General features: G+C 55.6%; 10 protein-coding genes. 5 read left to right on the forward strand and 5 right to left on the reverse strand.

The window, feature by feature from the left end:
- Positions 1 to 11: 11 nt before the first annotated feature.
- Positions 12 to 1,382 (reverse strand): glycoside hydrolase family 140 protein, encoded by a 1,371-nt coding sequence (locus J2I48_RS07475; RefSeq protein WP_207334773.1) that lies wholly within the window; start codon positions 1,380 to 1,382, stop codon positions 12 to 14.
- A 257-nt stretch (positions 1,383 to 1,639) separates the two neighbouring features.
- Here J2I48_RS07475 and J2I48_RS07480 point away from each other — a divergent pair, with 257 nt between their 5' ends.
- A complete protein-coding gene (locus J2I48_RS07480) occupies positions 1,640 to 2,887 on the forward strand; it encodes an efflux RND transporter periplasmic adaptor subunit (RefSeq protein ID WP_207334774.1) in 1,248 nt (415 codons plus the stop codon).
- Positions 2,888 to 2,981: 94 nt separating this feature from the next.
- On the opposite strand, the gene J2I48_RS07485 is transcribed toward J2I48_RS07480, so the two are convergent.
- Entirely contained in the window at positions 2,982 to 3,344 is a 363-nt protein-coding gene (locus J2I48_RS07485) for a four helix bundle protein (protein WP_207334775.1), read from the reverse strand.
- Positions 3,345 to 3,435: 91 nt separating this feature from the next.
- Here J2I48_RS07485 and J2I48_RS07490 point away from each other — a divergent pair, with 91 nt between their 5' ends.
- Complete coding sequence (locus J2I48_RS07490; protein WP_207334776.1) at positions 3,436 to 4,113, forward strand: ABC transporter ATP-binding protein; 678 nt, start codon at positions 3,436 to 3,438, stop codon at positions 4,111 to 4,113.
- Between the two features lie 117 nt (positions 4,114 to 4,230).
- Positions 4,231 to 6,606, forward strand: coding sequence for an ABC transporter permease (locus J2I48_RS07495; RefSeq protein WP_207334777.1), 2,376 nt, complete (start codon positions 4,231 to 4,233; stop codon positions 6,604 to 6,606).
- Positions 6,607 to 6,644: 38 nt separating this feature from the next.
- Here the strand turns inward: J2I48_RS07495 and J2I48_RS07500 are convergent, their stop codons facing one another.
- Positions 6,645 to 7,118, reverse strand: coding sequence for a Uma2 family endonuclease (locus J2I48_RS07500; protein WP_229375917.1), 474 nt, complete (start codon positions 7,116 to 7,118; stop codon positions 6,645 to 6,647).
- A gap of 96 nt (positions 7,119 to 7,214) precedes the next feature.
- Between J2I48_RS07500 and J2I48_RS07505 the strand changes: the two genes are divergently transcribed.
- Both J2I48_RS07505 and J2I48_RS07510 read left to right on the forward strand, forming a co-directional pair.
- Positions 7,215 to 9,602 carry an ABC transporter permease gene (locus tag J2I48_RS07505; RefSeq protein ID WP_207334778.1) on the forward strand — a complete coding sequence of 796 codons (2,388 nt, stop codon included), beginning with the start codon at positions 7,215 to 7,217 and terminating at the stop codon, positions 9,600 to 9,602.
- 129 nt (positions 9,603 to 9,731) lie between these two features.
- On the forward strand, positions 9,732 to 12,068 hold the full coding sequence (locus J2I48_RS07510; protein ID WP_207334779.1) for a PAS domain-containing sensor histidine kinase: 2,337 nt from the start codon (positions 9,732 to 9,734) through the stop codon (positions 12,066 to 12,068).
- Positions 12,069 to 12,162: 94 nt separating this feature from the next.
- Here the strand turns inward: J2I48_RS07510 and J2I48_RS07515 are convergent, their stop codons facing one another.
- A complete protein-coding gene (locus J2I48_RS07515) occupies positions 12,163 to 13,257 on the reverse strand; it encodes a phosphopantetheine-binding protein (RefSeq protein WP_207334780.1) in 1,095 nt (364 codons plus the stop codon).
- A gap of 137 nt (positions 13,258 to 13,394) precedes the next feature.
- Positions 13,395 to 13,763, reverse strand: coding sequence for a photoactive yellow protein (locus J2I48_RS07520; RefSeq protein WP_207334781.1), 369 nt, complete (start codon positions 13,761 to 13,763; stop codon positions 13,395 to 13,397).
- Between the last annotated feature and the right edge of the window lie 303 nt (positions 13,764 to 14,066).

The following is a 14,066-nucleotide window of genomic DNA, read 5'->3' on the forward strand; positions in this document are numbered from 1 at the left end:
ACGCTTGTGCGTCATTCACCCCCAATCAGCAGTACCCAGTCGTCTTGCATGGGCAATGGTGGCGACAATTTTTTGATGCCCTGATTCGGCATTGACGTAGATTGGCTGTATTGACCCTTGCGGGGGTCGTACCAACGAACGGATAACTGCGGCTTTTTGAACTGGCTCAGGTCAACACCCACAGCGTTGGTAGCGCGGGGTAGGTAGGCCACCATCAGCGTTTTGTCTTCCGACATGGCCGCCGCCACGTAGTTGTCCTTCATAAACTCACCATAGCCACTCACCAGCACCGTATGCCGTTGATCGGGTTGGAGGGTCCACCAGGGGAGCGCCTCGAACAGCTGCCTCACGTGGCCCATATGCTGCGCGCCGCCGGGGTACTGCAAGATCGTGCGCCAGTCATAGGCCCTACCTTTGGCCGTGCCCAGCTTTGGAAAATCCCAGCCCTCGTGGCCGTAGGCGTGGCCCGCGCCGCCGCAGAGCATGGTCCAGTAGGCTTGTCGGCGCACTTGTTGCGGGGTGCCGATGTCGTTGGCGTAGCGACTGCCGTCACCCTCATACTGTGATTCACCCAGCACAAAGGGCATCCGGTCGCTTTTGTTGTATTCCTCCAGCGCTGCTTCGTATACGTGTTTCTGGTGTTGCGGGTCGGTCCACTCGTTTGGTTTTTCGCGCCAGTAGGTATAGATCATGCTAAACCCAAGCCAGGGTGCATACTGAAACAGGTCGGTGCTGCTGTGAGGCGGCGAGGCGTGGAATGTCTTCAACTGCCCTGGTAGAGCGGCGTGCAGGCCTTCAGCAAGCGCCACAATTTCGGCTCGTATAGACTTGGGGTCGTTATCGCCGCCGAGGTTCCAGGTTAGGTTGTTGTATTTGCCAAATCGCCTTCCTAAATACAGGCCCATCTGTTTTGCCTTGGTCGGCCCGTTGGCTTTGTACACCTCGTGCTTCCCACCAATGCCGTAGGCCTCGCCACAACAGCCAATCCAAAACGGCGTGATGTTGAGCAGCAGCCCGAGCGAGTCGGCCAGTTGAATGCCGCGTTCCACCTGCGCAAAGTAGTTCTCGTCGGGCTTTGTGAAGTCATAATCAACCAGCGCTCTGTGGCCCGCCCGGTTCACAGAGTCGGGGTTCATAGACAATTGAACCTGGATGGTGTTGAAACCCTGCTGCTGCCGCTTGGTGAAGTACTCGCGGGTTTCGGCGGTGGTGAGGCGCGAGAAAACCTGCCAGCCAGTATCGGCATGGTACAGAAACGGTTTGCCGGCTTGGTCGACGAAGTAACGCCCGTTGTTGCTCACTTTAATCGGAAAAGCTGGTTTGGTTGCCGGTGGCTGCGTCAGGGCAGTAATGGGAAGGAGCAGCAGTAGCAGCAGGCGCATAAGGATAGCTAGTTTGGTCAATTTACGTAAAGCGGCAAACTACCTTTATTTCCCCGTCAGCCACTCGTCCACATCTGGACGATCCTTGTCCGATTGCGGACAAGGATCCATCGCGAAAACAGCGCATATAGCTGATAAACAGCGCTTTTAGCATTTTGGCACGTCAATTGGCTACTGAGTAATTGTCGAATCAGGTCGACTTCCGATATTACAGGACCAACACCTGATTTGGCTGCTTACTGTTTAGCCTACACATTATGGACCGCGCCTTACCCAAACGCTTCTGGACGCAACAACGCCTCATCTTATCTGGGGGTGGCCTGTTGCTGGCAGGGCTACTGGCCTACACGTTTTTCTTTGCCGACAAACGCTCGAAACTGAACGTCGAGCGCGAGAAAATCACCGTCTCACCCGTTAAAGTGGGGGCGTTTGAAGAATTCATTGCCGTTACGGGCGTAGTACAACCCCTGAAGACCATCCGCCTCGATGCTATTGAGGGGGGGTACGTAACCCAGAAACTGGTGGAAGGCGGCACTCAGGTAACACAGGGACAGGTACTGCTGAAACTGGAGAATCAGGGTCTTAAGCTCAGCTTTCTACAGTCTGAAACGGAAGCCAACCGCCTGGTCAATGACCTGCAAAACACCCGGCAGCGACTGCGTGTGGAACGATTCGCCCTGCGCAAGACCCTCGCCGACCTCGACGCGCAACTCGATCAGACTAAAGACACGTATGAACGGCAGGCCAAGTTGTATAAAGACAAAGTGGTGTCGGAAGAAGATTACCTGAAAGCGAAGCGGGCCTATGAGCGGCTGCTGAAGCAACGCGAGATCGAAGCCGAATCGCAGAAGTACCAGGAAGATAACTCGGCCCTGCAAATCAAGCAGTTGGAAGGTACTCTGGCTCGCACACAGCGCAACGTGGCCCTCTGGCAGCAAACGCTGGAGAACCTGGTGGTCAAGGCACCCGTGTCTGGGCAGTTATCGAGCATCGACGTGGAGGTGGGTTCCAATATTAACCGGGGACAGAACATCGGGCAGATCGATGACCTAAACGGCTTTAAGATGCGGGTAGGCGTTGACGAGCATTATATCAGCCGGGTGTTTCCGGGCCTGGGCGGCTCGTTCGAGTTTAACGGTCAGGACTATACGTTGAGCATCAGCCGGGTCTATCCTGAAGTGCGCAATGGCCGTTTCGACGTCGACATGATCTTCCCAAAGGGTGTGCCGCAGGGCATTAAGCGCGGGCAATCGTCGCCCATCAGGCTGGAACTTGGCAAAGCGGCTAAAGCCACACTGCTGCCCGTAGGTGGCTTCTTCTCCGATACCGGCGGCAACTGGGTCTATGTGCTGGACAATTCGGGCAAACGCGCCACCAAACGTACCATCACCCTGGGCCGCAAAAATCCTGAATTCTACGAAGTGCTGGAAGGACTACAGCCTGGTGAACAAGTGATTACGTCGAGTTATGAGAATTTCGGCGACAACGAAGTTTTAGAATTTTAGAAAGAGGGGAGGAAAGGGAGCTGACGCATGAGCAGCTTCGCGTACAATCCCCCTTCCTTCCTTTCGTCCCCCTTTTCCCTTTCCTCCCCTCTTTTTATGTAAACTTCTCTTCTCGTGTCTTGATGAGATTTTGTAACATAGATGAAATAATGCGACTCTTCGACAGCGGATCTTCACCAACCACAATGTCTAAAATTCCAACCCCGACGGCTATGTGAATCTGAGTTCTAAGCTCACCATTTGACCCTTTAGCGATGCGCAGATATCGAATGAACTCCTTATTAGTGTGCCGTTCAAACCCCTCAGCTACGTTGGAAGGGACGGAAACTGCCGAACGGCGCATCTGATCTCGCAGACTATAATCAGTACAAGTAGCCATCAACTTATACAAATCGATTGCCTGAGATAAACCCTTCTGCCAGACCAGCAGGTCTTCAAATTTGTCAACTTTAGCCATGAATTTAGGAGTGTAGGTGAGTGAATACGGACAAAACTATCAAAATCCCTTTCGTCCCTTTCTTCCCCCTCCTCCCTTTCCTCCCAAAACAATGATCCAAACTGTCAACCTGCAAAAACTCTTCGCTACGGAAGAAGTAGAAACCACCGCCCTCAACGGCATCAACATGGATGTTAAAGACGGTGAGTTTGTGGCCATTATGGGGCCATCGGGCTGTGGAAAATCCACGCTGCTCAACATCATCGGTCTGCTCGACAACCCCTCCGACGGGCAATACAACTTCTACGGCACGGAGGTGTCGAAGATGACCGAGCGCGAGCGGGCGCAACTTCGCAAAGGCAGCATCGGCTTTGTGTTTCAGAGTTTCAATCTCATCGACGAACTAACTGTTTATGAGAACGTTGAACTTCCGTTACTGTACCTAAAGACACCCGCCGAGGAGCGCAAAACGCGGGTAGAAGAGGCGCTGAACCGGATGAACATCATGCACCGGCGCAACCACTTTCCGCAGCAACTATCGGGTGGTCAGCAGCAGCGCACCGCCATTGCCCGCGCCGTGGTGGCTAAACCCAAGCTGATCCTGGCCGATGAACCAACGGGTAACCTCGACTCGAAAAACGGCGAGGAAGTAATGAAGCTCCTGGGTGAACTAAACGACGAAGGCACTACAATCATCATGGTAACGCACTCACCCTACGACGCCGGCTTTGCCCACCGCACCGTGAACCTGTTCGACGGAAAAGTGGTGACGGAGAATATCCGGGTGTGAGTTAAAAAAGGAGAAAGGAGGAAGGGTAAGAAAGGAGGAACGGAGTGTGCAGTTCTCTTTTCCTCCTTTCTTACCTTTCCTCCTTTCCTACCATTCCTTCTTTTCTCCCTACTCCCTATGCTCACCAACACACTCAAATTGGCCTGGCGCAACCTGACCGCAGGTGGCTGGTACTCAGTGCTTAATGTAGGCGGACTGGCCGTGGTGCTGGCCGTATCGGTGCTGCTGTTGTGGTGGGTGAAAGACGAACTGACCTTCGACCGGTTCCACCCCGCCGCCGACCGGATTTACCGGATTAACTCGCGCCATGGCACCGGTGCCGATGAGCAATATTGGCAAAGCTGTCCCGCCCCCATTGGTGTGGCGGCTATGAGCGGACGGGTGCCGGGCATAGAAAAGGCCACCCGGCTGGCGGGGCTGTACGACTTCAACAGCCTGCGGGCGGGCAACCAGACCTACGCCGAAAAAAGCAACGACCTGGGTTACGCCGACGAGAATTTCCTGGACGTGTTTGGGGGGTTCCGGGTGCTGTATGGCAACATCGCACAGCCCTTCCCCACGCCCAACTCGGTGGTGCTGACCGAGGCCATGGCCCTAAAGTATTTTGGTACCGCCAACGCCGTGGGCAAGACCCTCACGGTGGTTGATAGTAACCGCGTCTTCAGCGTGGGGGCCGTGCTGGCTGACCTGCCCGATAACTCGTCGTACCACCGGAAAATCATTTTTCCGATGAGCCTACGGAAGCGGCTGTTTACCGGAAACGGCCCCTGGAAGCTCATGGACGACGATTGGGGTAATTTTTCGTTTGCCACCTACGTGAAAGTAGCCCCCGGCGTTGACCCCGCCCGTGTGGCCAAAACCCTGACCGACATCCAGAACAAAGCCCGTAACACCTCAGAGCCGGGTCAGCTAAGTACCTACACCACGCAGGCACTCACCACCTTGCATTTGTACGAACCCGATGGCCACGACACAGGCCTGCAGCAGGTGCGAATGATGGGCCTCATCGCCCTGCTGCTGCTCAGCATTGGCTGCATCAACTACGTGAATCTCACCACCGCCCGCGCCACGCGCCGCGCCCGCGAAGTAGGCGTACGCAAGGTAGTCGGGGCTGAGTCGGGGCATCTGATGGGGCAACTGCTGGTGGAGTCGCTGCTTACGCTGGCCCTATCGCTGGTGCTGGCCGTGGGGCTTATTCAACTCATGATCCCGTTCTACCGCGACCTCACGGGCAAGACCCTTGGTTTCTCCCTGCTCGACCCGCAGGTGTGGCTGTTTCTGGTGGGGGCACTGCTGGTCACGCTGCTGCTGGCGGGGGTGTATCCGGCCCTGCTCATTGCCCGGTTCGACCCTATCCGGTCGTTGCGGGGGCGCGGGGTCACGGGCAGTCAGGCGGGGTTGCGGCGGGTGCTGGTGGTCACGCAGTTTGCGCTGGCCACGGGCCTCATTTTCAGCACGTTGGTGATTGGCAATCAGTTGTCTTTTCTACAAAAGCGCGAACTGGGTTTCAACAAAACGCACATTTTTACGATTCAGACCAACGACAAAACAGAGGCATTCCGCAAGGCGCTAGCCAACGAAAGCAGCGTTGAACACACCGCCTCGGCTACCACCGAACTCACCAGCGGCATGGGGTCTACGAGCGACACCGAGTGGGACGAAAAAACACCAGGCCGGAATTTCATGATGAACCAGATGAGCGTGAGCCACAACTTCGTTCAGGATATGGGCATGACACTGGTGGCGGGCCGCAACTTCCGCGAAGGCAAAGCCGACTCGCTGTCGTTTATCGTCAACGAAACCGCCATTCGGGATATGGGCATATCGAACCCCATTGGCAAACGATTCAAACTCCACGACTGGAACGGGCAGATCATTGGCGTGGTGAAGGACTTTGTGTTCAGTTCGGCGCGGGAGAAAGTGCCGCCCACCATCCTGTTTCTTCGCCCCGAATGGAACGGCACCCTCTACGTGCGGGCCACGGGCCAGAATACTAAACAGGCCTTGGCCACCGCCGAACGTATCTGGAAACAAAACAGCCCACAGTACCCCTTTGAATACCGTTTTCTGGACGACGCCTACGATCAACTCTACAAGGCCGAACAGCGCACCGGGCAGTTGTTCCGGTTTTTTGCGGGCATTGCCATCCTGATCTCATGCCTCGGTCTGTTTGGCCTCGCCGCCTACACCGCCGAGCAGCGCACCAAAGAAATCGGCGTTCGTAAAGTACTGGGGGCCAGTATTCCTAGCATTGTGGGGCTGCTGAGCAAAGACTTCCTGACGCTGGTGGGGGTGGCTATCGTGATTGCGTCGCCGGTGGCGTGGTGGGCCATGAACAACTGGCTGCACGAGTTCGCCTACCAGATCAGCATCGAGTGGTGGGTATTTGCCCTGGCTGGTCTACTGGCGGTGGGTATTGCCCTGCTCACAGTCTCGTTCCAAAGTATCCGCGCTGCCCTGATGGACCCGGTGAAGAGCCTGCGGAGTGAGTAAACCTATAAGGTTCTCTAAACCTTATAGGTTGCGTCAGCTTAGGCAAAAACGGTGGCCAAGGGCAGTTCGAAACCTGTTTGGGGGTCAACCAGCGTATCGTCGTGGTGGAAGAATTGATATTGACCCGGTGCGGTGAATACCATCACGGCCCGAAGGCTAGGCAACACCACCCAGCATGATTTCACGCCAAACCGGAAATAGATATTGGTTTTGGCCACCATCTCTTCATTGCTTTGAGAGGGGGATTGTATCTCAATGCAGGTCAGCGGTGGGTCAGTTCGTTTAGCTGGCTCGTTCTCGTAATCCAATACAATACTGGGGTAAATCACTACGTCGGGCGTTGTTCCGTCAGGCTGAGTCGCCAAGGAAATTTCTGACATGATCCGATAGGATTCACGGTAACGCAATTTCAGTTCAAACGACAGGTTAGCTTGAATAGAACCATGAATAGCATTAGGCATTGGCTTTCCTCTTTCGAGTTCGTAAGCTGACACATCTACGACTGCTTCCATAATCGTTAGAACCGCTAAGACGGACGAGTTTTTTTCAAATATAACCAAAATCAGCTAGGCCATCTAAGGCACTGCTGCCCAAAAACCTAACCGCACATGCTCACGAACTACCTCAAAATCGCCCTGCGCCAATTGTGGCGGAATCGGTTGCTGACGACTATCAACGTGCTGGGGCTGGCTGTGGGGCTGGCCTGCGTGGTAGTGCTGATCCTGTTTGCCCAAAAGGGCCTCTCCTGGGACTCGTTCCACCCCAACAACGACCGGATCTACGCCGTGCAGACGCAGGACGGCAAGAGCGGCGAGTCCTACAACCAAACGGTGTATCCGCTGCTTGATCAGCTGCTGCGCGACTACCCGGAGATTGAGGCGGGAACGCATGTGCAAAACTGGAACCGACCCTGGATCAGCTACAGCGGCAAGGACGTGCAGGAAGCCACCGACTATGTAGACTCGACGTTTTTCCGGGTGTTTCAGCTACCGCTAAAATACGGCAACGCCACCACCGCCCTGCAAAACCGGTACTCAGTGGTGCTAAGCGAAAAAACGGCGCAGAAGATCTTCGGCGAAATCAACCCCGTGGGCAAGCGCGTTACGCTCAACGACACCTTGCAATACACCGTCACGGGTGTGCTGGCCCCGATTCCGGGCAATTCGTCGTTGCAGTTTGAGGTGATGCTGCCCGCCGCCAACCTGCTGGCTGATGCCGGTTTCCGCGAAAATGCCAACTGGTACAACACCTTCGCTACCATTTTTGTCTTGCTGAAACCCGGTACTGATAAAGCCCGGCTGGAGGCTAAGTTTCCGCAGTTGGTGAAAGCGCATTTTGCCGCCGAAGCCCAAAACCGCACCATCAGCCTGGGATTGTTCAAGAATTTCATCCACACAGAAAACCCGACGTTCAAAAACCTCATTGGCGGGGCCATTGCCATTGCTGTTTTCCTGCTGCTGATCCTGAGCATCAACCTCGTGAACCTCAATACGGCCTCGGCCCTGCCCCGAGCCAAAGAGGTAGCCATGCGGCAGGTGGTGGGTGCCACCAAACAGCTGGTGTTAAGGCAGTTCTGGATCGAATCGGGGGTGGTGGTGGGGTTGTCGTTGCTGCTGTCGGTGCCATTTGCGGTCTATTACCTCATTCCCCGCTTCAACGCCCTGCGCGACGGCAACATGCAACTGGTGCTGAGTTGGGCTGCCGACTACCCTACCATCCTGACCGTGCTGGGTCTTGCCCTAGCTGTGGCCGTAGTGGCGGGTACCTACCCAGCCCTGTACCTGATGAGCCTCAAAACCACCGACGCCGTGAAGGGTAAGCTATCGACCAACCCGAAACAGGGACGGCTACGGCAGAACGTGCTCATTGTGTTACAGTTTACGCTGGCGGTGCTGCTCATGCTGGGCACCATCGGCATGCGCGAACAGCTTCAGTACATGAAACGCGCCAACCTCGGCTATGACCAGGCCAACGTACTGGTGTTCAAAACCGACCTGGCCTACCGCAACCCCACAGCGGCCCAGTCGCAGGGCAAGGCCATTTTCAACCGACTCCGGCAAAACCCTGACGTGGTGTCGTTCACCAGTTCGGAACTGACCCCGGTCTATTACTGGAACAACTTCAACCAATATTACCCTGACGGCGACGAGGCCCGCAAAATCCGTGTACGGCACGTGACGGGGGCAGTCAACTACACCCAGACGTTCAGGATACCCATGCTGGAAGGCCGCAACTTTGCCGACACTACCCCCGCCGACTCGGCCAACCGGGCAGTGGTGGTCAACGAGTCGCTGATGAAGGCGCTGGGCTGGACAACGGCGGTAGGCAGAAAGCTGCGGCAGCAAAGCGACCCCAACGTGTATACCATCATCGGCGTCACCAAAGATTACCACTACCGCGACCTGAGCGACAAGGTGGAGCCAATGTTGCAATGGTATCCGGGCCGCGAGCAGCTTAGCAACTTCCTATCAGTGCGTCTTACCGACGAAGCCAAAGCGCCCGCGCTGATTCGGGAACTGGAAGGGCAGTTCAAGAAAATCCCCGCCCGCCGCGCCCTCTCCTACACCTACCTGACCGACGAGGTGGTCAAAGCTTACAAACCCATCGACAATATCTGGCAGATGATCAGTTTCGTCACGTTTATCGCCATTATGACGGCCTGCGCGGGCATTTTCGGGTTGATTACACTCGTGGCCCGGCAGCGCACCAAAGAGATTGGCGTACGTAGAGTACTGGGCGCCAGCGTAGCCAGCATCACGACCCTGCTGTCGTCTGATTTCCTGAAGCTGGTAGGTATCGCCATCCTAATTGCTGCCCCCGTTGGCTGGTGGCTGGGTCAGCAGATGCTGGGCTATTTCGCCTATCATACCGCCATTCAGTGGTGGTACATCGCAGTAGCAGCAGCCCTGGCCATTGGTATTGCGCTGGCCTCGGTCCTTTTCCAGGCCCTCCGCGCCGCTTTGGCCAACCCGGTGCAGAGCTTACGGAGTGAGTAAAACATTCTGAAAGTCAGGATGTTATGCACAATAAACAATAGACTAGTATTTCTATTAATTCAATGCATTAAAAGCTTTTAATGTGGGTAGAAGCGATTAAGTATATTTGTTACCTGATCGCTCCCGTTTATGGCTATTCCTACTCAACCTGCAAGCCTTATTCTTCAATCTACCGAACTGTTAGCCAGTTTGCTGGATAGCTCACCGCAGGCAATGGCGTATTTCGAGGTAATCGCCCAGGCCGATGGCTCACCTGCCGACTTCCGTCTGGTGCTGGCCAATCGAGCGGCTATGAACTGGCTGGCGATGGCGGGGTACGTTAGGGCTGGCAGCACCTTCACTTCGCTGCACCCCTGGGCCACCGAAACCGGCTGGCTGGGTGAGTTGCTCCAGGTTTTCGAATCGAGCCAACCGGCTCAGCGCGATCTCCGCCACCCGGCCGTTGGTCAATGGCTACGGGTTTCGGCCCGGCCACTGGCCAACGGTATCGTGTTGGATTACAGCGATATAACCGAACTAAAGCAACACGGAACGACGCTCCGCAAGGCCGAACTGGTGCAAAGTGTGCTAGACGAAACGCCAGCCGGCATGATTGCCTCCGAGGCCATCCGGGGTGTAGACGGCCAGATCACAGACCTGCTTTTTGTACATGTAAACCGGCAGGTAGAGCGGCTGCTGGGGCTAACCCCCGCGCAGCTTATCGACAAGCTCAACTCCGACGTATTTCCCGAAAGCATGGTCAATGGCATCTTCGACCGGTACGTAGAGGTGATCGAATCGGGTTCACCACAGGTATTTGATTGCGAATACCGGGCCGACGGCGTTGATGGCTGGTATCGGGTTACGGCCCGTAGACTAAACGACGGGCTGGTGGTGTCATTTCTGGACATAACGACTCTCAAAGAAGCCGAAGCCATTTACGCCCAGCAAACTGATCTGCTCCAGATGGTGCTCGACAACGCGCCGGCGGGAATGGTACTCTGGGAAGCCGTACGCGACACCACGGCTGAACGCACCATCATTGATTTCCGGTTCCGGCTGGCCAACCGTATGAACGCCTTCCTGATGGGTCATAGCGACTCATCGCCGGTGGGAAAACGGCTGTTGAAACAGTTTCCCCGGTTTGAGAATAGTGCGCTGGTGACGGCCCTACATGAGGTGTTTGCCTCACGCCGGGCAACAGGCATGATTTTTTCAGACTACGGGGCGCAACCGGGAGGCTGGTTCGACTCACAATTGATACCCGTTGGCAACGAAGTGCTCATGATTTGCCTGAACGTGACCGAACAGCATACCAGTCAGCGCACCCAGAAAGAGATGGCCGATCTCATGCAGGCCATCGTGGTCAACTCGCCTGTGGGGCTGGCTCTGCTAAGTCCTCAGCACAACGCAGAAGGAGATTTTCTTGATTTCACCTACCGCCTGGCCAACGACACATTAGCGGCACTGAGCGGCCGGACCCCCGCCCAACTCATCGGCAAACAGCTTCTGGAACTGTTCCCTGGTTTGCAGGATTCCGACTACTACCGGGGTATCATGCACGTTATGCAAACCGGCGAACCCCGGCGGGTCACTATTCCGTATTACCAGGATGGCGCGGCGGGCTGGTTCGATAACCTGCTCATCAGGCAGGGCGACGACCTGCTGCTTTGCGTAACCGACGTAACCGAACGCCAGAACCACCAGCAGCAATTGGAACTACTGAATGGGGCGCTGCAACAGTCAAACGAAAACCTCCAGCAGTTTGCCTTCATTGCCAGCCACGACTTACAGGAGCCCTTGCGCAAGGTGCAGTCGTTTGGCACGTTGCTACGCACCCAATACGCAAGTCAACTCAACGACGCAGGCGTTGACCTCATCCGACGCATGGAAGCATCGGCCCTGCGCATGTCAGTATTAATTCGGGATCTGCTCGAATTTTCGCGTCTCTCTACCCGTCAGGAGCCAACCAAGGCCATTTCGCTGAATAAACTCATGGCCAACGTCGTCACCGACCTTGACCTGGTAATCCGCGAAACCGGTGCCAAGGTAATCATTGATCCGCTGCCTACACTCCCCGGCGATCTCAGCCAGTTGACACAACTGTTTCAAAACCTGTTGACCAACGCCCTAAAGTTCCATCAACCCGGCAGCACACCCGTCATACGGCTAAGCCACCGGAAGGTGTCAGCCAATACGCTTGCACCCAACCCGTTGTTTCCCTTCCTGACCGTTGGTGATACCTCGGCTGGATCGCCGCGTCTGTTTCACGAGATCAGCATAGCAGATAATGGTATTGGTTTCGACACAAAGTACACCGACCGCATCTTTGGCGTATTCCAGCGACTGCATGGCCGGACGCAATTTCCGGGCTCCGGCATCGGGCTATCTATTTGCAAGAAAGTAGCCGAAAACCACGGCGGGGCCATTTCCGTAGACAGCACCCCCGGCCAAGGCACTACCTTCCGGGTGTATTTGCCTGTTTAGGAGCCAAGAGGTGAGAGCCAAGAGCCAAGAGTGGCTGACGCATAAGTATGCTTGCGTCAGCCACTCTTGGCTCTTGGCTCTCACCTCTTAGCTCCTAATACAGGTACAAATGCCGGGGGATTTCGGGGGCGGTGAGGTGGTCGTGAAGCCATTGGCGGCAGGCTTCCTGGTTGGCAGCACTGTTGTGCCGTAACCGCACGGCTCCGTAAAGTTGCACCGTGCCTCCGTCGCCTTTAGCGTGAATGTCGCAATCAGCCACGAGTGGGCAAGCCAGCACCACCTGCCTGATGTGGTCGGGGTAAACGTTGACACCCGCGATAGCCACGGCCTCGTCGCGCCGCCCCAGCACCCGCAGTTGCCGGGGCGCAGGCTGGTCTACCCGGTCGGGTAAGGTGTAGCACTCGTTGGTGTCGGTGCGGCGTATTACCATAGGGTCGCTATCGGGTAGCAGTGTATGGTAAGGCAGCAGCGTAAACGGCTGGTCGGGATGGTGACGGTATGCAATACCCGCCGTTTCCGACGACCCATACACCTCCGTTAGCTCAACGCCCGCGCCAATCAGCTGCTGCGCCAGATCGGGGGCCATGGGGGCCGTTGACGTAACGCCACTGCACTGCCGCAATTGCCCCGCCCCTACCGACCGCAGCAGGTATTCCCACATGAACGGCGTGCCTACCACCAGCACACCAGCTACCAAGGCCGTGGTACCTGACTGGGCAAACGGCAGCACAGGCCGCGCCCAGACGTGGGGCAGCAACACCGTAAACATGAACCCGTAGATGTGTTGTCCCCCCACCAAGCTCACCACCTGATTAGGCTGAGGCAGGTAATCGGACCAGAAACGCGCTTCGGCCAGCAGATCGGTCAGGCGGTGCCGCACAGCGCGCGAACTGCCCCCAGTGCCGGAGGTACGGAACGTGATAAACTCGTCGGACTCCTGCCGGGCGTGTATGATCTTTTGCACCCAATTGTCCAGTAGCGTATCGGCCAGCAGGTAATGATTAGCGGCGGAGTTGAAGAGGCCAAAAAACTCGTTGAGGCGAGCAGCCAGTTCCAGGCGAGTGATGGAGTCAACGCCCATGTCGCGATACAGATCGGCCCCGGCCGTGATTCCACCCGGCGGCAGCCCCAGCAGCCCCGCCAGCATGTCGAGCACCAGGCGGCGAACGGTATCGGGCGTCCAGTTCATGAGGGCTAATGGGCTAGCAGGTTGGCCTTATGCAGGTAAGTAGTTATGTCGTCTGTTGTCTATTTCCACCACGCCAACCGGTAGCCGGGCAAAAAGGGGAAGTAGCTGAGCTTGAAAATGGGTGGTTTGCTCTGGTGTCATTCGGTCCAGCGACGGTCAACCAGAAAATATTGGTACTTGCTGCTGGGCGATTTCAACAACCGCAGCCTCACTTTGGTAGGCTGGCTCACGTAGGTCAGTACGTAGTCGAGTTCTTCATCAAGCGTTGGCTGGGCGTACTTGGCCGCCACCAGAAAATTGTTGGCACAGGGGGCTATCTGCGTAAAATAGTACTTACCCACAGCATACTCAGGCGTGATACCGGTTATGTGCGATTCTGACTTGCAGTAGGCTATTACCACACCATCGCGACTCATGCGCACTACCCCAAACGGGGCTTCGTCTAGTTGCCCGTTGGTTTGGTGTTCCAACCAGTCGAGCAGGTGCGGATCAGAGAAATGAATCATTAGGTTAAATCTTTCTTAGAAGTAAGGTTCGGGGTATTTTTCCTTACAAATAACTACCACACACTACTAGACATTGTTTATTGCCAAATACGGACAAACGTAACCAACATGTAGCAAAAAAGGCCCTCATTGTTGCACAATTATACCACCATTTTTTGCAGGATAATCTATTCATTTAAGCTGTCAGCAGCAATATTAAGTACTGTCACTTAAAAAGGGGTTTTAGCTATTTAGATCACACTAAGTAGCCACCACACAACCGCACCAACGTGCCTTGGTAGTATGCAATAGCGTGTAATGAGG

The sequence above is a fragment of the Fibrella aquatilis genome (assembly GCF_017353255.1).
In the GTDB taxonomy this organism is placed as follows: Bacteria; Bacteroidota; Bacteroidia; order Cytophagales; family Spirosomataceae; genus Fibrella; species Fibrella aquatilis.

Bases quoted from the DNA above. Each gene is read 5' to 3' on its own strand.
- J2I48_RS07475 (WP_207334773.1), bottom strand. From the start codon at position 1,382: ATGCGCCTGCTGCTACTGCTGCTCCTTCCCATTACTGCCCTGACGCAG.
- J2I48_RS07480 (WP_207334774.1), top strand. From the start codon at position 1,640: ATGGACCGCGCCTTACCCAAACGCTTCTGGACGCAACAACGCCTCATC.
- J2I48_RS07485 (WP_207334775.1), bottom strand. From the start codon at position 3,344: ATGGCTAAAGTTGACAAATTTGAAGACCTGCTGGTCTGGCAGAAGGGT.
- J2I48_RS07490 (WP_207334776.1), top strand. From the start codon at position 3,436: ATGATCCAAACTGTCAACCTGCAAAAACTCTTCGCTACGGAAGAAGTA.
- J2I48_RS07495 (WP_207334777.1), top strand. From the start codon at position 4,231: ATGCTCACCAACACACTCAAATTGGCCTGGCGCAACCTGACCGCAGGT.
- J2I48_RS07500 (WP_229375917.1), bottom strand. From the start codon at position 7,118: ATGGAAGCAGTCGTAGATGTGTCAGCTTACGAACTCGAAAGAGGAAAG.
- J2I48_RS07505 (WP_207334778.1), top strand. From the start codon at position 7,215: ATGCTCACGAACTACCTCAAAATCGCCCTGCGCCAATTGTGGCGGAAT.
- J2I48_RS07510 (WP_207334779.1), top strand. From the start codon at position 9,732: ATGGCTATTCCTACTCAACCTGCAAGCCTTATTCTTCAATCTACCGAA.
- J2I48_RS07515 (WP_207334780.1), bottom strand. From the start codon at position 13,257: ATGAACTGGACGCCCGATACCGTTCGCCGCCTGGTGCTCGACATGCTG.
- J2I48_RS07520 (WP_207334781.1), bottom strand. From the start codon at position 13,763: ATGATTCATTTCTCTGATCCGCACCTGCTCGACTGGTTGGAACACCAA.